The organism is Roseburia hominis A2-183 (assembly GCF_000225345.1).
Lineage (GTDB): Bacteria > Bacillota > Clostridia > Lachnospirales > Lachnospiraceae > Roseburia > Roseburia hominis.
Window position 1 is genome coordinate 2,598,609 of record NC_015977.1, and the last position, 22,133, is coordinate 2,620,741.

Below are 22,133 nucleotides of genomic sequence, written 5' to 3' on the forward strand. Positions count from 1 at the left end.
TTTTCTCCTAATATGCATTTTTATTGATAAATCCCTTGAAAACCGTGAGGAACAGAATCTTGACATCCAGCCCTAGTGTCCAGTTCTCGATGTAGTACAGATCATGCTCAATGCGCTTGCGGATCGACGTGTCTCCACGGTATCCGTTGACCTGAGCCCAGCCGGTCATTCCCGGACGCACCTGATGCTTGATCATATATCTCGGGATCTCTTCCCGGAATTTCTCTACATACTGCGGACGCTCGGGTCTTGGTCCCACCAGACTCATATCGCCCTTCAGCACATTAAATAACTGTGGGAATTCGTCCAGGCTTGTCTTGCGCAAGAACTTTCCGACTCCTGTGACACGCGGATCGTTCTTCTTCGTCCAGCCTTTCTGTTCTTCCTCCTCCGTCTGCACATACATGGTGCGGAACTTGTACATCTGAAACGGCTTATTGTGCAGCCCCACTCTCTCCTGTGCAAAGATCAGCGGTCCCTTCGATGTCGCCTTGACAAGGATTGCCGACAGCAGCATCACCGGTGAAAAGAGGATGATACACACAATCGATCCCACCACATCCATACAGCGCTTCACAAATGCGTTGAACGTGTTGGACAGCGGCACATAGCGGATATTGATCACGGGGAGACCCAGAAGATCCTCCGTGTAAGGTCTCGTAGGTATGATGTTGCCGTAATCCGGAATGAACTTGGTGTGCACGCCGGACTTCTCACACTCCGCAACTATTTTTTCCAGCTTATAATATTCTTCCAGTCCGAGGGTGATTGCAATCTCATCGAGACTGTTCTGCGGCAGGATGTAGTTGAGATTACCAATACTGCCGATGACCTTCACTCCCTTATAGGAGATGCCTCTGGCAATATTGTCATCCAATACCCCTCGCACATTGTATCCCCACTGCGGATTCTGCTGAATTCTGTCGATATACTGCTCTGCCGCTCTTGAATAGCCGACGAGCAGAATGTGCTTTAAATTGTATCCCCTTCTGCGAATACTTCGCAGAAATCTGCGGATCAAAAGGCGGACAATCTCTTCCATCACAATATTGGTCACGTAGAAATAGAAAAGCATCTCCCGTGAAAAGTTGCGATACTGCGGATTGTAAGACGTCAGGGTAAAGAGAGCCGCAAACATCAGCAGCAGTCCAACCGTATTCGCCATCACAATGTTGGAAAACTCCAGCCGTCTCCCCTGCACGCGCTTGGACGTGTACAGATTGAACGCATAATACAACAAAATATACACCGGAACAATGAGCAGCAGCGCCCTCATATAGAACTCAAATGAGAGTACGCCGACTTCATGATCCAGAATACCGCTCAGGAACTTCAGCCACCATGCAAACACATACGATACGATGATAACCAAGGCATCGATCAGTACATGCAGCTTATTAAAGTACTGCTGATTGTCTTTTATCATATTGCTATCCTTTTGCGAATTCTAACTACCATATAACATCAATGATACAATAATTTCCATAAAAGCACAACGCCTTTTTCGCAAACATTCTGTAACATTTTCTTAATATTTTTTAAAGATTTGTTTGACGATCAAATTTATCTTCCTGCCAGAATCCGGATCACATTGCCCCACAAAGCCAGCTGTATGAGCGCGTAATTCCCCAGATTTTTCCATGAGAACCGCACTTTTTTGCATCCGCGGCACCCGGTAATCCCGGCACCGATTCCCCTTAAATATTCTCCCGCAAACCCCTTTTTCAGGAAAAACAGACTCTTGATGAGAATACCTGAAAGGATCAGCGGCAGGTTGATCAGCAGCTGTAAAAATGGCATGTTCTTGTAGATCAGATACATCGAATTGCGCGCCGCGAGGAACACCTTTTTCTCATTATAACGTGTTCCTGTAGTAGCGCTCCCCACATGATACACCCGCGCTCCGGGCGCATAGCAGTTGATGTATCCGTGGATTTTTGCCCGATACCCCATATCGACATCCTCGAGATATGCAAAATGGCGCTCGTCAAACGGCCCCATTTCACGCAGCAGCCCGGTGCGGTATATGACAGCGCCGCCGCAACAGGAAAACACACGGCACGGTCTGTTAAAATCCGCCAGCGGTTTTCCTTTTCCGCGCGCCACCGCCCATCCGAATGCCGTGTAATAGTCGCCGGCATTATCGATGCGCTCTCTGTCGTGATAATCAATCATCATTGCCCCCGCGGAAAAGATGCGGTCCGATTTTTTGATCGCAGCCAGCAGCTCCTCCACGAATTCCGGCAGAACCTCCGTGTCGTTGTTGAGCAGGATCACATACGGCGTATCCGCGCGCCGGATGCCCTCGTTCACCGCTCCGCAGAAGCCCGTATTCTCCTTTAGCGCAAGCATCGTAAGATCCAGGCTGGAGGTCACCTCTGTACTGCCGTCGTCCGATCCGTTGTCCACCACCAGAAGCTTAAAATCCGTGCAGGTCTGTCTCTCTAAGGTCTGTATACAATTTTCCAAAAGCTTCCTTCCGTTGTAATTCGGAATAATCACCGTAACTTCCGGCTGACTCGCCATGTAATACCTCCGCTTAATGATAATCTCTCAGCGCATAATTCGGATATACCGTTGAAAAGTTTGGATTGTAGTAGGGATCACCGTTCTTTAAAATGCCGATCCAGTGATTCCGCATATATTCGATCTCCCGTCCGAAGCGCGCCACTTTTTCCGGGGAATCCTCGCTTCCGCGCGATTTGGATTCGTAGTGATAGGCTTCCACCCGCGGCTGGTACACCACAAGGTAACCCTCTTTGCGGACTTTCAGACAGAAGTCCACATCATTGAACGCCACGGCAAGCTTTTCCTCAAATCCGCCCACCGCCTCGTAGATACTCCGCTTTACCATCAGGCATGCCGCCGTGACCGCCGAGTAATCCATCGCAAGCGACGCCTTGTGCAGGTATCCGCTGCGCGCTCTCTGCAGTCCCATAAACATGTTCTGCCCGATGCCACGCGCATTGCCGCCGATTCCGACAACGATTCCCGCATGCTGCACGGTATCATCCGGATAATACAGCTTCGCTCCCACGACACCGACCTCCCTGCGCTGGCAGGTGCCAAGCATCTCTTCGAGCCAGTCTTCGGTAATCATCTCGATGTCATTGTTCATAAGCACCAGATATTCGCCCTTTGCATGAGAGACGCCGAAATTGTTAAGCGCCGAATAATTAAACCCTTCCTTCCAGACTGCCACGCAGATCCGCTGTCCGCCGGATAAGGTTCCCTCATAGCACACCGCTTCGCCCTCTTTCACCTCTTCGGATGTGATCGAGCGGTAAAAGTCAAATGTCTCCGGAGCGCTGTTATTCTCCACCACAATGACTTCATAATTTGCATAATGCGTTTTTTGAATGGCTGCAAGACATTTTTTTAACGTCTCCACTTCATCCCTGCTCGGTATCACGATCGAGACCAGCGGATTGCCGCTGTAAGGATAGCGCACCGTGTAAAAGCCCATATCCTTTGTCGCCGTCACTTCCCCCGCAATCCCCTGACGCTTCAGATGATCCTCGAGCGCGCGCCGTCCCGCATCCACCGCATACTGCTTGGAAAACGGGTTTTCCGACGTCGATTCCGTGTGACAGCGCCAGTGGTAGAGCACCCGCGGCACATGTCCGATGGCCTCTGCGCATTCCACGCAGCGCAGAAACAGGTCGTAATCCTGCGCACCGTCATACTCCTCACGGATCATGCCGGCTTTCTCCAGAAGCGTTTTCCGCATCATGGTAAAGTGCGTGATATAGTTGTTGGATCGGAGCAGATCGATATTGATGTCTGGCTTAAAGTGCGGCTGGAAATGCGTTTTTCCATCCATGTCCACCTTGTCTTCATCCGTGTAGATCATGTCATACTGCGCACCGGCTTTGTGAAAACCGGTCGCGGCAACTCCGGTCTCATCCTTCGGTCCCCGCAGAATCAGATGCACGGTCTCATACAGTGCGTCCGGCGCCAGCAGATCGTCATGATCTAAAAGTGCAATCCACTCCCCGTGCGCCATTGCAATCGCCGCATTGGTATTGCCGGCAATTCCAAGATTTTTTTCCAGTCTGCGGTAACAGATGCGTGCATCCTCTCCGGCACATTCCCGCACAACCGCCTCAAGACGCACCGCCTCTTCCTTCGGGCTTCCGTCTGCCAGACAGAGTTCCCAGTTTTCGTAGCTCTGCACCTGCACCGAACCGATCATCTCCCGCAGGAATGTCTCATTGGTACAATAGAGCGGCACCACGATGCTGACGCGGGGTGCTCCCTTCCACGCAGCAGACTGCTTCCGCTGACGGCGCAGCGTCTCCTCCGTCGCCTTGTGATGCTCATACCATGGCTCATACGGCACATTTTCCGCTTCCATCTTCTCCTGCAGCCGGATGAAAAACTCCTTCACTCCGTAATGCTTCAGATAACGCACCCCTTTGATAACCTTCTGCACTGTAATCTTCATATGCTCAATGCTTCTTCTGATGGATGTAAAGCCATCCATCGGAATAATCTTTCCTTTCCTCTTCTGACATTTCCGTGTACTTACCGAAATCCATTTTTGCAAGAACCATCTGCGGCTCACTGCACTTGTAGCATTCCACATCCTTGCGTCTGGACACTACGCGCATCCAGCCGCAGGACGGACATATATATACCTTCATCATAGAACCGGAATCTCCTCTTTTCTGTCTCGTACCAGCTGTCTTTTTGTTTTATTCACCTGTTTTCGCCGTCCCCCGCGTTATCTGCGCAGCGAAAAATCAGAATTGTCCAGTGTCAGATTCGGATTGTAGTAGGGATCTCCCTGCTCAATCTGATCTCTCCAACGCGAAAGCAGAATCTCCACCTCGCCGTTAAAGCGCTCGACTTTTTCCGGGGAATCCTCATAGCCTCTCGACTTCGATTCGTAGTGGTGCATTTCCGCGTAGGGATCGTACACGACGAGCCATCCGTGCTTTCTTACTTTCAGGCAGTAGTCCACATCATTGAACGCCACGGCGAGTTCCTCGGTCATTCCCCCGACCGCCTCAAACGCCTCACGCTTCGTCATCATGCACGCTGCGGTAACCGCGGAATAATCCTGCGCGCACAGAATTCTGCCAAAATATCCCGTATCGTATCTGGATTTTCCAATGAAAGCATGTCCCGCCGTGCCGCCAAAACCTAAAATCACACCGGCATGCTGGATCGTATCGTCCGCATATAAAAGCTTGGCACCTACAATTCCGACATCCTCTCTCATACAATATCCGAGCATCTCCCGGATACAGCCCCCATCGATCATCTCCGTATCATTGTTCAGCAGCAGGAAATAATCTCCCCTGCATGCCGCTGCGCCAAAATTATTGATCTTTGAGTAGTTAAAGCCGCCCTCGTAGTACACCACCTTGACATTTTCATGCCCCGCCTCAAGTTCCTTATAATAAGCAAACGTCTCCGGCTCGGTACTGTTATTTTCCACAATCACAACCTCAAAATTCCGGTAGTCGGATTTTGTAAAAATGGAATCCAGACACAGCTTTAAATCCTCCGCGTGATCCTTGTTTGGTATGATAATAGATACCAGAGGTTCCTCTTTCCACTCGTAGACCGTGCGGTACATTCCGTAGAACGATGCATTTTCCACGCGCGCCGGTATTCCCAGTCTGCGGTAATGCTCCTCGATGGCGCGCCGTCCCGCCTCAAACGCATAGAGCTTGCTCTCCGGATTGGAAGCGGTCGAGTCCATATGACAGCGCCAATGGTACAAAATCTTTGGCACATGATAAATCTTTTTGGCCTGCTCGCTGCATCTTAGGATAAAGTCCAGATCCTGCGCGCCGTCAAACGCGCTCTGGTAGCTCCCCGCACGTTCCGCCACATCTTTTCGCACCGCGAGCAGGTGGCAGATATAATTCACGCTGCACAGCAGATCCAGATCAAAGTCCGGTTTGAAATGCGGCTCAAAAAAGTGTCTGCCGTCCATGCTGACCTTGTCCTCATCGGAGTAGAGCATATCAATCGCGTCATCCCTGCGGATCGCCGACGCAAATTCGTATAGCGCATTTTCCGGCACGAGATCGTCATGATCCACCGGTACAAGATAGTCTCCGGAAGCCATTGCAAACGCGGCGTTCGTATTTTCCGCGATTCCTCCGTTCTCCGGCAGCACCTGATAGTGAATCCGCGCATCACGCCCGGCATACTCCTCCAGAATGGAGATCAGTGCTGCATCCTCTTCCCCGGATGCGGCAAGCGCCATACACAGCTCCCAGTTTCCGTAAGTCTGCGCCGTCACGGAATCAATCATCTCCCGCAGATACTGCGGCTTCGTCTTATAGAGCGGCACGACCAGCGAAAACAACGGTCCCGCATCAAACACATCCTCTCTCTGGCGCTGCAGTTCTTCCGGTGACGGGAGATACTTCGCCCGCCAGTTCTCATAGGTATTGCCCTCTTTGTGCATCAGCTTGTTCTTAATCTTATAAGCAGTTGCAGAGATTCCGTTGCGCTCCAGATAGCGGACGGTATCCCCGGCTTTTTCGATTACATACTGCAGCTTTGTGCCCTCGTCCCACTTCGTGAGTCTGGTTCTCGAATGCTTCTTCGCCCCCCGCATCTCCAGATAAAACGGACCACTCTGCCCTCCCGCTGCAGTTCCCTGCACCAGAAAGCCAGGCTTTGCCTCCTTATCACATTCCGGAAAAACAGAAAGAAGATCCTTGCGGTAATAGTGCTCCACCTTCTCGGAAATCGGCTGTCTGCTGCCGTCGAGAAGTTCAAGCTTGATATCCCCCGCCGACATGCACCAGCCAGTGACCGTAATCTGGCTCCCCTCCCTGTGACAGTTTTCCACGTAGTAGCTGACTTCATTCTCCAGTCTGCCAAGCTTTGCTGTCGAGATGGCATAAGATTTCTTATATTCTTCCCTGTAAGCAGCCATCAATGTCACCCGGCGGCCATTGCGCCAGTCCGGCGGAAGCTTTATGATGCCTACCACTTCCTCCTCGATCTCATTGATGCTGCGGATATATTTCTGTCGGACCTCCGCACCGCGATTCACCTGTACCGTAAGCGGAAGCTCTCTGTTGTCCAGATATGCCTTGATGGAATGTTCCTTCGTACTCCCATCAAAAAACCACCCGACAAAGACCAGCGTGTCCTGTTCCTTCAGATGGAACCGCATCTTTTCCACAAAAAATTTATGTGTATCCATGGTCCGTCCTCTCTCGCCATTGACTCCTCGGTCAATCTCTTTGATTTCGTATTCCACTATAACAATTCCGACGTTTTGCGTCAAGTTGTTACCACGCCTTTACATTCCTTTTGTTCTCTGTTAATGTAGAATGCAAAGAATAAACCGATCAACTCAAAGGAGTCCTTATGATGCGTTTTAAACACCTTTTTTCCACTGTCATTGTCGTTCTTTTTGCCGTAGTTCTCGCGGCATGCTCCCATCATACACTCGTGGAATCCAAAAAAGATTCCACCGGCTACACCCCCGATCCCGCCACGGAATATCTGGTGACGCAATACGCGGATGCAACCGGTGTGCAGGGAACCTTTTACACCATCACGAACGATACCACCCTCATCATCATCGACGGGGGCTGGGCAGACAACGCCTCCGCCGTACGCGAGGTCATCGCCGCCCACGGGAACCATGTCAACGCCTGGATTCTCTCACATCCGCATCAGGATCACGCCGGCGCATTCAATCAGATCTACGCCTCACCAGACGGCATCACGATCGACGCCGTCTACGACAACGGTTTTGACTATGACTTTATCGAAGCGGCCGGAGAGCCGTACGATGACATTACAGTGATGGAGACCTACCACACGCTCACCCGGGATGCCTCCAACGTGACGCACCTGCACCGCGGCGACGTCCTCTCCATCTGCGGTCTGACGTTCTCCGTCCTAAATGCCTATGACGACACGGTTCTGCAGAATGTCGGAGATGAGAAAGATTACCAGAACAATGCTTCCCTCCTCTTAAAAGTAAGCAGCGCAAACAGCAGCATGCTCTTTTGTTCGGACATCAAATACGATATGAATGATTCCCTGCTTGCCGCATGCAAAGACCAGCTCGCCTGCGATTACGTGCAGACCGGCCACCACGGAAACTGGTCTTTCTCGGAGGAATTCTACGACGCAGCCGGCGCCTCCGTCTATTTTATCGACGCGCCTTCCTCCATCACCGACAACGCCGACTTTCCGGCGAGCACACTCAAATCCGACCTGCTCGCAAAAGGAAAGACGGTGCTTGATTTTAGCACCGCCCCGAATACTGTTACCTTGAAATGATCTAATCATAATGTGAAATGCACTGCAACCGTGGAATTATATCTAATCATGTAGTTTGTTTGTCTGAAAAGCAAGAGGCGGAATGCCTCTTCTTTTTTATTGCTTTTGTTGTCTTTACCGCTTTCGCATCTTCCGATGCACCTCTTCCGATGCGCTGATCGCTATGCACTGATTGCGGTACGCTGATACTAATCGAAGTAATAACTTCCCACCGCGTTAATCTGTGCGCTGCTCCTGTTCTGCACGAAGACGCGGTAATGTCCACTGCTCGTGATCGCAAAATCGTGAGACAGGCTGCCAGATCCCTCCACGTAGCGCGCATTGTTCAGTCCGTCCATAATGCCGATCCAGAACGTGCTGCTCGACGGTGACGCGGTTGCCGCCATATGGATCGTCTGTCCCTTGGTCACCCAGAACTGATTGCTCACCATACGTGTGCCCGGAGACACGCTCCAGTTAAAGGACGCCATCTCATTCGCGCTCAGCAGCGGGCTGATGACTTCAAGCTCCGGATACGCATACTCCAAGGTATCGTAAGTGCGGTCCATCACACCTAAGATCTGCTGCTCCTCGAGCACGTTCTCCTCGCTGCCATCTGCCGTCACAGCCTCCACATTCTGGTAGATATCATCGTGTACGTCCGCAGCCTCGCTGCCCGCCGCATAGATCGGTGTCACACTCATCAGCACAAACGCCGCCGCAAAACACATACTTGCCAGTCTCGATGCTGCTTTTCCATTATATTTTCCCATATACTCAATTCTCCTTTCCAGTCTTCTCTGGTTCTCATAAAGCATAGAAAAAATATAATTCTCATCGGTCACAGGACTGTGCTTCACACTCTCTATAATCATTTCAAAATAACACCCTGCATCCATTTCATCGCTGATGGCTGCAATCGCACGTGCATCGCAGTAAATCTCGCTCCACTCGTCCAACAGTGCCATCAGGTTCCCCGTCAGCGGGTTGATGTGGTGCACTGCAGTCACACACATACCGCATAATCTGATAAACGGGTCATGGCTCTTGTAATGCATCAGCTCGTGATGAAAGATCACGCTCAGATGCTTTCTGTCGTAGGCAATATCCGGAAGCACCACCCGGCACCGGAAAATACCGGCAAACATCGGACTGGTGATACGGTCATTCCGGTACAGACGGATGTTCGACCGGATGCCAAGCTTTTTCTTCACACGTGCGAACTCTTCCCGCACGGCTCCCTCTTCCTCCGGAATATCACGCATCTGAATCCGCTTCATCCCGCGAAGGCTGCCTGCAAACTCTGTGATTCCCTTTGCCATGAGGGCAAGCCAGCAGACTGCAGCAAAGAACGCAAGAATCCATAAAAATCCCGTTAAAGAAAAATTGATCTGCCAGATACCTTCCTTCTGCAGATAACCGTGAATCGTCATCTGCATCCATCCATAATCCAATGGAATCAGGTACAACAGGCAGACCAGAAAAAGCGTCAGATATACAAATTGCGGCTTCGTACAAAAGCGGCTGTTCATAAGCAGCCGCCAGAGTCCGTACGCTGCCGTTCCCGTGACAGAGGTAATTACCACTGCAAATAAAATCTGATTAGCTATGTTCATTCAGCTTTTTCTTTAGTTTCTCGATGTCCTTTGCATCCAGCATGTCATCACACAGACAGCATGCCAGTTCTCCGAGATCTCCCTTCGTAAAGAACTTTGCACTCTCTTCCATCGTCGCGCGCCAGAAGTCTTCCTTGCTGACAAGCGGCTGATAATAGCAGTATCTGCCCTTGCGGTACATATTCAGAAAGCCTTTCTTTACCAGACGGGATAAAAATGTGGAAACAGTCTGCGGCTTCCAGTTCTTGCCGTTCTCATGATTGACTCCATCCATGACTTCCTGCAATGCCAATTCTTCTGTAGAATCCCAAATGACCTTCATCACGAGCTTTTCGCATGCTGAAATATCGTTCGTATCCATAAAATCATTCCCCTTTCTACGGTTATAGTATAAACCATATTCGTATCAAATTCAATCTTTTTTTCTGATACTTCCGTATCTTTTCCATTTTTATCATAATTTTAGCAAAAAGGCAAGCATAACTTTACTGAAAACTGTCTATAGAAGCTTTTTTATATACGGAATCTTTTTTAAGACCGCTGTGACCGCCGCTCCCGTGAGGAAAATCAAACACTCATAAAAAAACACAGCGATCATCGGATTCATCCTTTCTGACAAGTTTCCATAGATTCCATAATAACTGTCCAGGAAAAAATCAGAAAGCAGATAAATGCCAAAAGAGCATCCGCCAAAAAATCCAACCACTTTCCAGAACCACTCACTGGTTAGCACCGCCTCCATGCAGCGTCCCAGGTAAAAGAGTGTTGCCGCTGCTGTGACCACCGTAATGAATGTACGTTCGTCAAAAAACAGATACTGCTGTGGGTCAACCTGATATTCCCGGTAAGTGAGCAATACCTGCAGTAAAATATCCATGCCAAAGACCAGTACTGCTGCCAGCGCATATTCTTTTTTCACCGGCACATAATTGTGAATATAATAGCCCAGGAAGAAAATTCCCACAAATTCCGAGAAAAACGGATCACAGAAATAAGAGGAAAACGCTGCTCCCGGCATATAGTGAATCACGATCGGCATCGTGCTCATAAACACTGCACAAACCAGAATCAGCAACTCATACTCCCTCTTTCCCATGTTCACAGAAAGTCTCTGGAACAATGGCAGCATCAGAAGTATTCCCAAATACAGATATAAGTACCAGTATGCATTGGTCACGTTTCTTTGCCAGATCAGTTTCAGATATTCAATCAGGTTGACCGATCGGTCTGCTGTATACATACTCCACACATAGTAAAAAAATGAAAATATCAGAATATCCAGAAAAATATGCAGCATGCGTGACGACCATTTCCGGTATGTATCCACATGCCCGAGCAGCAGGACGCCGGAGATCATCAAAAAGATCGGGACCGCCGTTTTACTGACAAAAAAGTAAGTAAGCGAAACCCACCATATTTTAGAATCCGGCGTGCGCGACAGAAAAATCCCGCTGTTGGTATGATTGATGATTACACAGAAGCACGCGATGATGCGCAGCAGCTCCAGGTATACGATTTTCCTTTTCTTCTGTATCGTTTTTTCCAGACCCATCTTTTCTCCTATTCTTATAATTTCTGTACAGATATGCCGGGCTGTTATGAATCCGTCAGTTTGACAACCACCACACCGTCTATGATCCGAATCGCGCCATCATCCGGATAGCAGGGCATTTCCTTCACTTCCTCATTTTCCATCAACTCCTTGATCTCCTCATATCCGCAAAAACGCGGCGAAAAACCAAGATACTTGATGATGATGTAATTTCTGGAGTAAGCGCTGATATTGGAATCCAGCTTGCCACCAAGTCCAAACGTCCCGCTCACAAGACTTCCCGTATTGTTGGTGTTATCATCGATCGTATTCCCAATGAGCGCCAGTGCCAGATCATCATTGTAGCCATCCAGGCTCTTGATCTGTGTCACCATCGTCTGAAAATACGACATATCATGATACTTTGTATACTCAAGTGACATATAACATCCGTTGCCATACCAGATATACACTCCAATCATGATGACCGATGTTACTGCCGCAATCCACTGCATTCCCTTCGCTGCAATCTGCTTTGTATCAAACGCCGCCTGATACCGGTCTGCCCAGATCACCATGAAGATCGTCACAAAAACAGCCGGGTATGCCATCAGTGTGTAGACCCATCCGTTTGGCGTCATCAGATAGATCAGATAAACCGCTACTGGAAATACCAGATAACCTAACACCAGAAATACTTTCTTGACCTTGCAGCCCTTCTGACCAAACAGAAGTCCCAGCGTACTTACGCCCAGTGCCGCCATAATAAGAAAATAACATTTTTTTACATATTTGGTCGGGTTTAAGCACATGACATCGCCACGGAACAAATTGATAAAATCCCGATAACAGCTCTTTAATCCGTCAAGAAGATCTTTTACCGTCGTCTGTCCCATGGAATCCAGCCCCTGATAGGAAGTCATAGAGAGTCCCCACACATGGAGCAGCGTTTTATGAAGCACAAAATACAGGATCATGCCTGCCGCCAGAACGATGACATAGCGGATCGCTGTAAAAAGGATATCCTTCCATTTCTTATCTTCCCCGGAAAACGCACAGAGCAGAATCATATTCATTACAAGAAGACTTGTCGTGTTCGCAAAATATGCCTGATAAATGCCAAGTGAACACGCGATCAGGACAACCGATACAATATTTAAAACGATCTTCCCCGAAAAACGCACCATAAGAAACGCAGCCAGTACACTTAAGAATACAGAAAAAGCATAAAACGGTGCCGTATACATGAACAAAAACGTACTGGTAACAGCAGGAAAGGAAATAAAAAATCCACCCACTGCTGCCGCCAGAAAGGTACTCTGCACACGGAACATCCCAGTGATGAGAGCCGCCGAAACGGCGAGGAACAGTACCGATATCATACCGTTGACCAGTGGCAGGGAATAATTTCCAAACTGTGCCCCAGTAAAATCTCCGATAATTTTCAAAAACCAGCGCCCGGATTCTGCTCCGGTTCCATAACCATTCGGCGTATTAATCAGTTCATCATAATTATAAAGTTTATTGGTAAACTGATATAAATGTGTCATCAACCCAATGATGACTGCACTGAAAAATGCAGACTTAACCGGTCTTGGAATTCTTGCAGAGATTTCCCTCACAAACCCATCCGGCGTACTGAATGCCACTTTCATTTCTGTTCCTCCTTCTGTTTCTTAAAAATGACCAGCTTGCTGAGCACATAGTTGATGATGACAACCAGTACACTAGCAATAATCTTGATGACCGAATCATTAAAATGCATGACGGATACAAACAGTGCCATCATGCCGGTCTCTAAGACACCGGAGAGCACGCGCGCCGATACAAAGGTACCAAACTCATGGAGCATCGTTTTCTTGTCCCGCCCATAGGATTGAAACACATAGATTTTGTTGACCCAGAATGCAAAAATGACTGCGACAACCCAGGCGATGACATTGCTGATCAGATATTCAATACCCAAAAGCTTGGTGCACGCAAAATAGACGATGTAGTTTACAACTGTCGTCATCCCGCCCCAGAACACATATGTGATGAGTTCACGGTATTTTTTCATCAGTTCTTTTATCCTATCCATCCGTCTTATTTTCTCCCGTCTCTTCCTCCACGATATAACGCGGGCGATCCTTGACCTCATCATAGATCTTCGCAATATAGTACCCTATGATGCCTACTGCGATCATGAGGATGCTGCTCGTAATAAGCTGGAGCATGATGACGGTTGTAAATCCTTCCAGCGAATCGTGCATGATAAACCGCACGAGCGTCTGGATCCCAATCACCAGTGCGAACAGGAAAAACAGAAAGCCGCTCCATGTCACTAACTGCAGCGGAACTGACGAAAAGGACGTGATATTCGTGACCGCATAGCGGATCAGCGATTTTACCGACCACTTGGATTCTCCCTGCTGCCGCTCCTGCACCTCAAACTCCACCGATGTGCTTTTAAAGCCCACCCAGGAAGAAATCGCCCGGAAGAAAAACTGTTTTTCCGGCATCTTCAAGATGGCATCCACCACCTCTCTATCCATCAGCTTAAAATCCGAGGCATTGCGCATGTCGATCTTCGTCGCCGCACTGATGAGCGCATAGAACATTCCTGCCGCCCATTTATGGAGAAAACTCTCCCTGCCACGCGAGAGTTTTACTCCCTCCACGACTTTGTAACCGTTCTCCCACAGGTGGTACATCTCAATGATCTTCTCCGGCGGATGCTGCAGGTCACAGTCTATGATGACACATGCCGCACCTTTCGCGTAGGCAAGCCCTGCCATCATCGCTGACTCTTTTCCAAAATTCCTGGAAAAACAGATCCCCCTCACATATGGGTTGTCGTCCGAAGCCTTCCGGATCTTCTCCCAGGTTGCATCCCGGGATCCATCGTTGACAAAGACCAGCTCGTATACAATTTTTTCTTTTTCCAACAATCCTGCCACACACTTTGCGGTGATCGGAATCATCGCTTCCTCGTTGTAGGCAGGAATGATTACTGATAACATTTTATCCTTCAACTTTTATCTATCCTCGTTTACCACGTAGACGCGCGGCGGCTGCAAGATGAACTCACTGTTGAATGCCATCGTGTAAGCCCCCGCATAGTGGAACACAAAAACATCCCCCGTCTCTATGCGTTTTTTCTCGATCAGTTTTAAAAAGCGGTCATTTTCCATGCAGGTACAGCCGCTGACGATCTGTACTTCCTCCATCTGCCTGTCCCCGTCTCCCAGCCATTCATACGATGGAATCCTGCTGCTCATAAACGGATTGATATGGAGCAGGCTGCCGTCAAGCGTCACTGCACGTACCCCACGCACATCTCTGGTGCCGATGACACGGCTGATATAATTGACACACGTCGCAATCACGGATGCACCCGGCTCTAAGATCAGCGTCGTTTTTTCCGGCGAAAAACCTTTTCTCAGTTCTCCACAGATACACGCCGCGTACTCTTCCATCGTCGGCTTTCCGGTGACCTTCTGTCCGCCAAAATAGCCGCCTCCCATATCCACATAACTTAAGGACAGTCCATATTCCTCCCGGATCTTCACCGCCATCCCCGCCAATGCCGCAAAAACACGGGTGCTTCTGGTCTTTGTGCTGGTGTGCAGATGGATGCCGTCAATGGCAATACCCGCCTCCTCAAGCTGGTCTATGGCACGCTTAAGATCACCATTTTCATAGCAGATGCCAAAACGACTGACCTCTGTACCAGCGGTTGTCTCATCCGGGCACTGTGCCTCCAGATCAAAATTGATCCGAAGTCCCACCTGTGTGTGTTCTGATGGAACAGCTCCGTTTCTTACCGTCTCACACAGCTGTTCTACTTCTGTGGGGTTATCCAGATTCAGGATTCCTCCCTGCTCATAGACTGTGAGCAGACGTTCCTGCTTGCACGGTCCATTGAATATGATCCGCTCCGCAGGCACCAGTTGTCTGGCCTGCTCGTATTCATTCACAGAAACCGTCTCAATATACCATCCCAGATGATCCGCGGCATAGCGCATCAGTGCCTCGTGATGGTTTGTCTTTACCGAGTAACCGTATGCCACATTTCCATCCCATGCTTTTTCAAACGGCTGCATCACAGCATCACAATTTTCGTGAAACTGCTCAAGATTGATCTCATAGCAGGGTGTCACATAGGACTGTTGATATTTTCTTTCTTTTTCCATACTTTTACTTTCCGTCTTCTTTTACACACGATGTGATATCGATCATTCGGATATCCTTCTGTGCATAAAGACCTGTTTTCTTTACCACAAGTTCATCTGTAAGTGCCTCACCCGAAAGCCACTTTATAATCGCCTTCGGCAGATTAACGCCTGCCAGATGGGAAAACGGATATCCCCCGCCAAATCTCGCGTTGAGTTCAAGTACATAGACCGCATCTTCGGTCACAAACACATCCATATCCAGATTTCCGATATGTCCCAGCGCCTTGCCGACAGCAGTTCCTACCGATGCAATCCTCTCATCCGACAGCACTCTCGCACAGTCCGTCTCGCCCGAACGCATGGCGATCTTCTCACGCACGACCGTCAGCTGCCATGCTCCGTCCAGATCGTGGATCACATCCAGTCCGTGCTCCTGTCCATGGATCATCTCCTGGAACAGGACACATTCCTCCTCATCGAACGCTGATTCATACCGGAGATAGGAGCGGAAAATCTCCCGCGTGACCTTTTTGGTCAATACCTCGAGTTCCTCTGCATTCTCTGCCTGATAGATGGCGATCGATCCCATGCCCCAGCGCGGCTTGATGATGACCGGATAGGAAATCTCCCCCGCCTCCAGTGCAGCTTTCACATCCGAAAGATGCAGCCAGGTCTTCGGTGTCAGAAAACCGTTTTTCCTGCAGAACTGGTATGTCTCCCATTTATCGTTGCAGATACGGATCACCTCCGGTGCGGACACAATCACCTTGATGCCTTCTTTTGCAAACTCTTCCCTGTGCTGTGCCAGCATATACAGATCCACGTCAAACAAGGACAGTACCGCATCAATGTGGTTTTTTTTGCAGTAATCCAGCAAAAACGGAATATATGCCTCATCGTAAATCAGAGGGGTCACAACTGCATGATCTGCATAGTAAAAGCTCGGGGAAACCGGTGTGCTGTTTCCCACATGCACTTCCCCGATCCCCTCTAGTGCTTTCTTGAAGTATTCGACAAGATAACCGCGTCTTCCCGCGGATGTCAGTAATATATTCATCGCTCTGCCGTCCTTATCCTATAATCTCATCGTCCAAGGTACTCTTCTCGTCCGTACCGATCGACACCTCAATACAGCGCAGATCCGAACCCATAGCCTTGATTGCATGCCGTTTGCCGGCTGCAATGCTGACTGTCGCTCCTGCCATCAGATCTACTTCCACACCTTCTAAGATCAATTTTCCCATTCCGGAGAGAACCGTGATTGTCTCTGTGTGGGACAGATGCCTGTGCTCCGGTGTCGTCTTGCCTGCAACAACCTTGATGCGCCTTGTCACACTCTTAATGCCGTCATCCTCATCACTGTCGATCGTCTTGATCGTACCCCAGCGGCGCTCCTCATACTTTGAAGTGTCCGCAATGTTCGTCAGACAATCCTTGATATAGGAGCTCTGATGCTTGTCCGCCACCAGAATACCATCATGGGATGCTGCGATCACCATATTTTTCGCTCCCATCACAACCATCGGCACGCCGAGCACATTGATGGCATGGCTGTTCTCGCAGGTATCATCCCAGGTCACATCACCGATGCTGTTCTCCGGCATTTCCTCGGTCAGTGTATTCCATGTACCCAGATCCTTCCACAGATCTGCATATTTAATCGCAACAATGCGCTCCCAGTGCTCTAACACCTCGTAGTCAAAACTTTTCTTCGGAAGCTTCTCATAATCAGTGACCATCTGGTCATAATCCGTGCCAACACCATACTTTGTAAGCCAGCCGGCTGCCATGGATAACTGGAAACAAAACACACCACAGTTCCAGAGCGCCCCGTCTGCGACCAGTTTCTCCGCAGTTGCCTCATCCGGCTTCTCACGGAAGCCTTCGACCTTAAGCAGCTCCTGCCCACTCTTCTCCGGCACGATATAACCGTATTTGGTTGATGGATACGTCGGCACACCGCCGAGCAGTCCAATCGTATTCTCTGTGGATGCAATATACTCTCCCAGACGCTTGATCCGGTCAAAAAACTCTCCTGTCGTGTACGGGTCGACCGGAAGAAATGCAACGACGTCATCCTCCTTCGCTCCCTTTTTAGACAAAAGATAAGCACAGGATAACATAACAGCCGGGAAAGTGTCACGGCGCATCGGCTCAACTGCCACCTCTGCAGCCCCGTCAAGCTGGCTCTCAATCAGCTCCACCTGTGCACTGCTCGCGCAGACGATCGTGTTGTCGGAAAGTCCCGCGGTCTTAAGCTGGCCAAACACACGCTGCAGCATCGAACACTTTTCTGCCGTCTCCTTTTGATTATCATGATTCATCAGCTTGATATACTGTTTGGAACATAAATCGTTGGACAATGGCCACAGACGCTTTCCGGAGCCGCCCGATAACAATACTATATACATATGGTTCTCCCCTCTAGCGCTCGGCTCTCATTGGATTATTCAGGAAATCATCGTATGCAAGGCGGATTCCATCCTCAAGCTCCGTCTTGTATTTCCAGCCGAGGCTCTCTAACTTGCTGACATCGAGAAGCTTTCTCGGTGTTCCGTCCGGCTTGCTCGGATCCCACTTGATCTCTCCGGTATAACCGATCACTTTTGCAACAAGCTCTGTGAGTTCTTTGATTGTAAGTTCTTTGCCGGTTCCAAGGTTGACCGTCTCATCACCACTGTAGTTGTTCATCAGGAATACACAAGCATCTGCAAGATCATCCACATACAAAAACTCACGCAGCGGCGTTCCGGTTCCCCAGCAGGTTACTTCTTTGGCTCCTGCCACCTTCGCCTCATGGAAACGGCGGATCAGCGCCGGAAGGACATGGCTGTGCTCCGGATGGTAGTTATCGTTCGGTCCGTAGAGGTTGGTCGGCATAACAGAAATATAATCGGTGCCGTACTGCTTATTCAAAAACTCACAATACTTTAAACCGCTGATCTTTGCCAGTGCATATGCCTCGTTGGTCTTCTCCAGTTCTCCGGTCAGAAGACAGCTCTCCTTCATCGGCTGCGGGGCCATACGCGGGTAAATGCAGGAAGATCCGAGAAACATCAGCTTCTTGCAGCCATTTTTCCATGCCTCATGGATCACGTTCATCTCCAGTGTCATATTCTCATACATAAAATCGGCAAGAGCTTCGCTGTTCGCCATGATACCGCCAACCTTTGCCGCTGCAAGGAAGACATACTCCGGCTTCTCTTTTGCAAAAAATTCCTCCACATCATCCTGGCGGCAGAGGTTCAACTCCTTGTGTGTCCGGGTAATGATGTTGTGATAGCCTTCCTTCTCAAGCTGGCGCACGATCGCCGAGCCAACCATTCCTCTGTGCCCTGCCACGTATATTTTTGCATCTTTTTCCATCATAATCTTTCTCTCCTTTTTACCACAACTTGGCGTGCCCCGGCAGAATCCTGCCATGGCACGCCAAATACTGTATCGTCATACATTTGTTTTAGTTTTCTTTTGCCACAAGCTCCATGTCATGCTTTACCATGATCTTTACCAGCTCCTCGAATGTTGTCTTGGTCGGATTCCAGCCAAGCTCGGTCTTTGCCTTGGTTGGATCTCCCCACAGGTTGACAACGTCCGTCGGGCGGTAGAACTCCTTGGATACCTCAATGACTACCTTGCCGGTTGCCTTGTCGATACCGACCTCATCCATGCCCTCTCCCTGGAACTCCAGTTCAATGCCAGCCTCGCGGAATGCATACTCACAGAATTCTCTTACGGAATGCTGTACACCGGTCGCGATCACGAAATCCTCCGGCTTCTCATGCTGTAAGATCAGCCACATGCACTCTACATAATCCTTTGCATAACCCCAGTCACGTAAGGAAGACAGATTGCCAAGATACAGCTTGTCCTGCTTGCCCTGCGCGATTCTTGCTGCAGCCAGAGAAATCTTTCTGGTAACAAATGTCTCACCGCGGCGCTCGGACTCATGATTGAACAAGATACCGCTGCAGCAGAACATGTTGTATGCTTCGCGGTACTCCTTTACGATCCAGTAGCCATACTGCTTTGCCACTGCATACGGGCTGTACGGGTGGAACGGTGTCGTCTCGCGCTGCGGAACTTCCTCTACCTTTCCGTATAACTCGGATGTGGATGCCTGATAGATACGGCAGGTCTTCTCCAGACCACAGAGACGGACTGCCTCTAAAACGCGGAGCACACCAGTTGCAACTACATCTGCCGTGTATTCCGGCACATCAAAGCTGACACCTACATGGCTCTGTGCTGCCAGGTTGTAGATCTCATCCGGCTTAATCATGCCCACTAAGCGCATGATGCTCATGGAATCGGACAGATCGCCGTAGTGTACATGGAAGTTCGGGTTGCTCTCCAAATGGTCGATACGCTCTCTCTTCTCTGTGGAAGAACGGCGTACCATACCATGTACCTCATACCCCTTCTCTAACAAAAACTCTGCAAGGTAGCTTCCGTCCTGTCCGGTCACACCTGTGATCAATGCTTTTTTACTCATCTAGATTCTCCTTTTTCTTTGTTCTATGATTATTTTGCTAATATGCGCGTTGAAAGCCGTTACTAAGAATAATCTAATCCACGTTTTTTTTCCATTGAATATCTTGCCCAAAAATAGTATTATATTGCTATACACAAAAATTAGGAGAATACAGATGCGGGACTCTTTTTTTGAAAAATATAAGACCTCCGAGGTCACCAACACCAGACGTGTCATCAATACCCCTTCTTCTTTTATTAAAAGCAACTTTCTCTACATCCAGGAGGCCGGTTACTTAAAAAGTCTGCGGCCGCACTTAAGCCGGCGGAGCGGTCTCTCCTCCTACCTCTTTCTGATCGTACTCTCCGGCAGCGGCAGTGTCTCCTACCGGGATACCGCAGGCTCCCACCTTTTTCCTGCATCCGACAGCCCCCAGGACGCCAAACATCCTCTGACCCGCGTCGCTGCCCGTGCCGGCGACTGCTTTTTTTTAGATTGCAGTGGCGAATACACCCACATCAGCAGTGAGGCGGACCCCTGGGAGCTTCTGTGGATCCATTTTTACGGTCCAAACGCAGCCGCATACTACAGCTGTTTCCGCGAGCAGCACGACTGGCATTTTAAAAGCAGCCACCTCGCAGAACTCACCTCCACAATCCAGAACGTAATTACGCTGCATGAAGAAAAGACGGACGATGCCGACCTTCTGACTGCCGCACAGATCGTATCCATCCTCACCACCTTATGCACAGATGCGCCACGCGAGTCCGCCGATGACTCCCCGCTGTCCGTCAAGCTTAAGGATATTCTTCGCTATCTCAACGAACACTATACCGAAAATATCTCCCTCGATCAGCTTGCCGACCAGTTCTATATCAGCAAGTACTATCTTTCCAGGGAGTTCAAAAAAGAATTCGGAACAACGATCATCCAGTATCTGCTGACAAAAAAAATCACCAATGCCAAAGAGCTGCTCCGTTACAGCAACGATTCCATTGAAACCATCGCACAGCACTGTGGCATTGATGACGCCAGTTACTTTAATAAAGTTTTTAAAAAAATCGAAGGATGCACCGCTTCAGAGTACCGCAGACGGTGGTAAGTCCCCGGTATTCCAGATCTGCAAGCTTTTCCTCTGCCCGCCCGAGCAGGAGTACACGCAGTTCATCGATCACGGTTCCCATGGCAAGCAGCAGGAAGCATACCCCAAAGAGGATCAGCTCATGCCAGTTGCTCTCCCTCCACGCCAGATAGTCGAACATGTACGCCGTGACCACTCCGCGGAGCGTCCACTCCATCGTAAAGACCGCCGGAACATGCGTTGCCAGACGGTTGACCACCTTACTGCGAAAATGCAGATCCTTAAAAAGCAGGAACAGGCACACCGAAGCTGCGATCGTAAAGAGCGTATTGTCACGCGAAAACCGATTCTGCACCGTACCACTCACCACATACAGTGCCCCGTTTAATGCAATACAGACTGCCATGATGGCAACATACGCCGTGATGAGTTTTTTCCGGCTGTACACCTTTTTATCCTGATACAGGCGGATATACCGCCCGATCAGGTACAACAGGGTCATATTGACGATTCCCTTTCCGCCATCCTGTGTGATATCGAAAAAGAGAAATGTCGTGATACCCGAAAAGATCACTAACATCAGCACAAGCATCCTGCGGAAGGTCTCCTTCTCCAGCTTTTCCACAAATTCGTTTAAGAACGGACTTAAAATCGCCAGTGCAAAGTAGCAGGTAAAATACCAGGAATTGCGGCCAATGACCGGAAGTACATAGGAGAGAATCTGTTCCATTCCATACTCTGCGGCATCTCCCCACGCAAAGCGCAGCGCAAGACCGGTCCAGCAGTAAAAGATCAGCATCAGATCCAGCTGCAGGAGTTTTTTAGGTTTGAACCGGATCCCGAAATATCCTGAAATCAGGATAAAGACCGGAACCCCGACATTTCCGATTGTCTCAATCACAATACACAGCCAGGCACTCAGCGAATTATTTACATAACTGCTCGCCCCATGCATCCAGAAGATCAGGAACAATCCGATGATGCGCAAAAGCTCCAGACCTGAATCTCTTTCCTTTTTCTCCAT

Annotated in this window: 19 protein-coding genes; 2 read left to right on the top strand and 17 right to left on the bottom strand. The window is 49.4% G+C overall.

Translation table 11 applies throughout. The features are described from left to right. Positions 1 to 7 precede the first annotated feature (7 nt). The 5 genes from RHOM_RS11620 to RHOM_RS11640 all read right to left on the bottom strand — a co-directional run bounded on the left by RHOM_RS11620 (position 8) and on the right by RHOM_RS11640 (position 7,180). The gene (locus tag RHOM_RS11620) at positions 8 to 1,426 is read right to left on the bottom strand and encodes an undecaprenyl-phosphate glucose phosphotransferase (RefSeq protein ID WP_014080505.1); all 1,419 of its coding nucleotides are present in this window, start codon (positions 1,424 to 1,426) and stop codon (positions 8 to 10) included. A gap of 137 nt (positions 1,427 to 1,563) precedes the next feature. After that, positions 1,564 to 2,526 (bottom strand): glycosyltransferase family 2 protein, encoded by a 963-nt coding sequence (locus tag RHOM_RS11625; protein ID WP_014080506.1) that lies wholly within the window; start codon positions 2,524 to 2,526, stop codon positions 1,564 to 1,566. 13 nt (positions 2,527 to 2,539) lie between these two features. Then, positions 2,540 to 4,447: a glycosyltransferase family 2 protein gene (locus tag RHOM_RS11630; protein ID WP_143761716.1), complete on the bottom strand. Its 1,908-nt coding sequence runs from the start codon at positions 4,445 to 4,447 to the stop codon at positions 2,540 to 2,542. 4 nt (positions 4,448 to 4,451) lie between these two features. Beyond that, positions 4,452 to 4,649 (bottom strand): DNA-directed RNA polymerase subunit M, encoded by a 198-nt coding sequence (locus RHOM_RS11635; RefSeq protein ID WP_014080508.1) that lies wholly within the window; start codon positions 4,647 to 4,649, stop codon positions 4,452 to 4,454. Between the two features lie 77 nt (positions 4,650 to 4,726). Then, the gene (locus RHOM_RS11640) at positions 4,727 to 7,180 is read right to left on the bottom strand and encodes a glycosyltransferase family 2 protein (protein ID WP_014080509.1); all 2,454 of its coding nucleotides are present in this window, start codon (positions 7,178 to 7,180) and stop codon (positions 4,727 to 4,729) included. A gap of 167 nt (positions 7,181 to 7,347) precedes the next feature. Between RHOM_RS11640 and RHOM_RS11645 the strand changes: the two genes are divergently transcribed. Beyond that, a complete protein-coding gene (locus tag RHOM_RS11645; protein WP_242823131.1) occupies positions 7,348 to 8,274 on the top strand; it encodes a ComEC/Rec2 family competence protein in 927 nt (308 codons plus the stop codon). A gap of 188 nt (positions 8,275 to 8,462) precedes the next feature. Here the strand turns inward: RHOM_RS11645 and RHOM_RS11650 are convergent, their stop codons facing one another. The 11 genes from RHOM_RS11650 to gmd form a co-directional block, all read right to left on the bottom strand. Continuing rightward, positions 8,463 to 9,869 (bottom strand): M56 family metallopeptidase, encoded by a 1,407-nt coding sequence (locus RHOM_RS11650; RefSeq protein WP_014080511.1) that lies wholly within the window; start codon positions 9,867 to 9,869, stop codon positions 8,463 to 8,465. Beyond that, positions 9,856 to 10,230, bottom strand: a complete 375-nt coding sequence (locus RHOM_RS11655) for a BlaI/MecI/CopY family transcriptional regulator (protein WP_014080512.1) — start codon at positions 10,228 to 10,230, stop codon at positions 9,856 to 9,858. The genes RHOM_RS11650 and RHOM_RS11655 overlap by 14 nt, the downstream gene beginning before the upstream one ends. A 138-nt stretch (positions 10,231 to 10,368) precedes the next feature. Then, the gene (locus RHOM_RS11660) at positions 10,369 to 11,421 is read right to left on the bottom strand and encodes an acyltransferase (protein WP_014080513.1); all 1,053 of its coding nucleotides are present in this window, start codon (positions 11,419 to 11,421) and stop codon (positions 10,369 to 10,371) included. Positions 11,422 to 11,465: 44 nt separating this feature from the next. After that, positions 11,466 to 13,055 carry a glucosyltransferase domain-containing protein gene (locus RHOM_RS11665; protein ID WP_014080514.1) on the bottom strand — a complete coding sequence of 530 codons (1,590 nt, stop codon included), beginning with the start codon at positions 13,053 to 13,055 and terminating at the stop codon, positions 11,466 to 11,468. Next, a complete protein-coding gene (locus RHOM_RS11670) occupies positions 13,052 to 13,480 on the bottom strand; it encodes a GtrA family protein (protein WP_014080515.1) in 429 nt (142 codons plus the stop codon). The genes RHOM_RS11665 and RHOM_RS11670 overlap by 4 nt, the downstream gene beginning before the upstream one ends. Continuing rightward, the gene (locus RHOM_RS11675; protein WP_044025012.1) at positions 13,473 to 14,402 is read right to left on the bottom strand and encodes a glycosyltransferase family 2 protein; all 930 of its coding nucleotides are present in this window, start codon (positions 14,400 to 14,402) and stop codon (positions 13,473 to 13,475) included. The genes RHOM_RS11670 and RHOM_RS11675 overlap by 8 nt, the downstream gene beginning before the upstream one ends. Before the next feature lie 15 nt (positions 14,403 to 14,417). Then, positions 14,418 to 15,575, bottom strand: a complete 1,158-nt coding sequence (locus tag RHOM_RS11680) for a type III PLP-dependent enzyme domain-containing protein (protein ID WP_014080517.1) — start codon at positions 15,573 to 15,575, stop codon at positions 14,418 to 14,420. Between the two features lie 4 nt (positions 15,576 to 15,579). Next, complete coding sequence (locus tag RHOM_RS11685; protein WP_014080518.1) at positions 15,580 to 16,614, bottom strand: ATP-grasp domain-containing protein; 1,035 nt, start codon at positions 16,612 to 16,614, stop codon at positions 15,580 to 15,582. 13 nt (positions 16,615 to 16,627) lie between these two features. Continuing rightward, positions 16,628 to 17,968: a sugar phosphate nucleotidyltransferase gene (locus RHOM_RS11690; protein ID WP_014080519.1), complete on the bottom strand. Its 1,341-nt coding sequence runs from the start codon at positions 17,966 to 17,968 to the stop codon at positions 16,628 to 16,630. A 13-nt stretch (positions 17,969 to 17,981) separates the two neighbouring features. Beyond that, positions 17,982 to 18,923, bottom strand: a complete 942-nt coding sequence (locus RHOM_RS11695) for a GDP-L-fucose synthase family protein (protein WP_014080520.1) — start codon at positions 18,921 to 18,923, stop codon at positions 17,982 to 17,984. A 91-nt stretch (positions 18,924 to 19,014) separates the two neighbouring features. Next, positions 19,015 to 20,049, bottom strand: coding sequence for a GDP-mannose 4,6-dehydratase (gene gmd, locus RHOM_RS11700; protein WP_014080521.1), 1,035 nt, complete (start codon positions 20,047 to 20,049; stop codon positions 19,015 to 19,017). 154 nt (positions 20,050 to 20,203) lie between these two features. On the opposite strand from gmd, the gene RHOM_RS11705 reads away from it, so the two are divergent. Then, on the top strand, positions 20,204 to 21,130 hold the full coding sequence (locus RHOM_RS11705) for a helix-turn-helix transcriptional regulator (RefSeq protein WP_014080522.1): 927 nt from the start codon (positions 20,204 to 20,206) through the stop codon (positions 21,128 to 21,130). Here the strand turns inward: RHOM_RS11705 and RHOM_RS11710 are convergent. Beyond that, a complete protein-coding gene (locus RHOM_RS11710) occupies positions 21,081 to 22,133 on the bottom strand; it encodes an acyltransferase (protein WP_014080523.1) in 1,053 nt (350 codons plus the stop codon). The genes RHOM_RS11705 and RHOM_RS11710 overlap by 50 nt on opposite strands.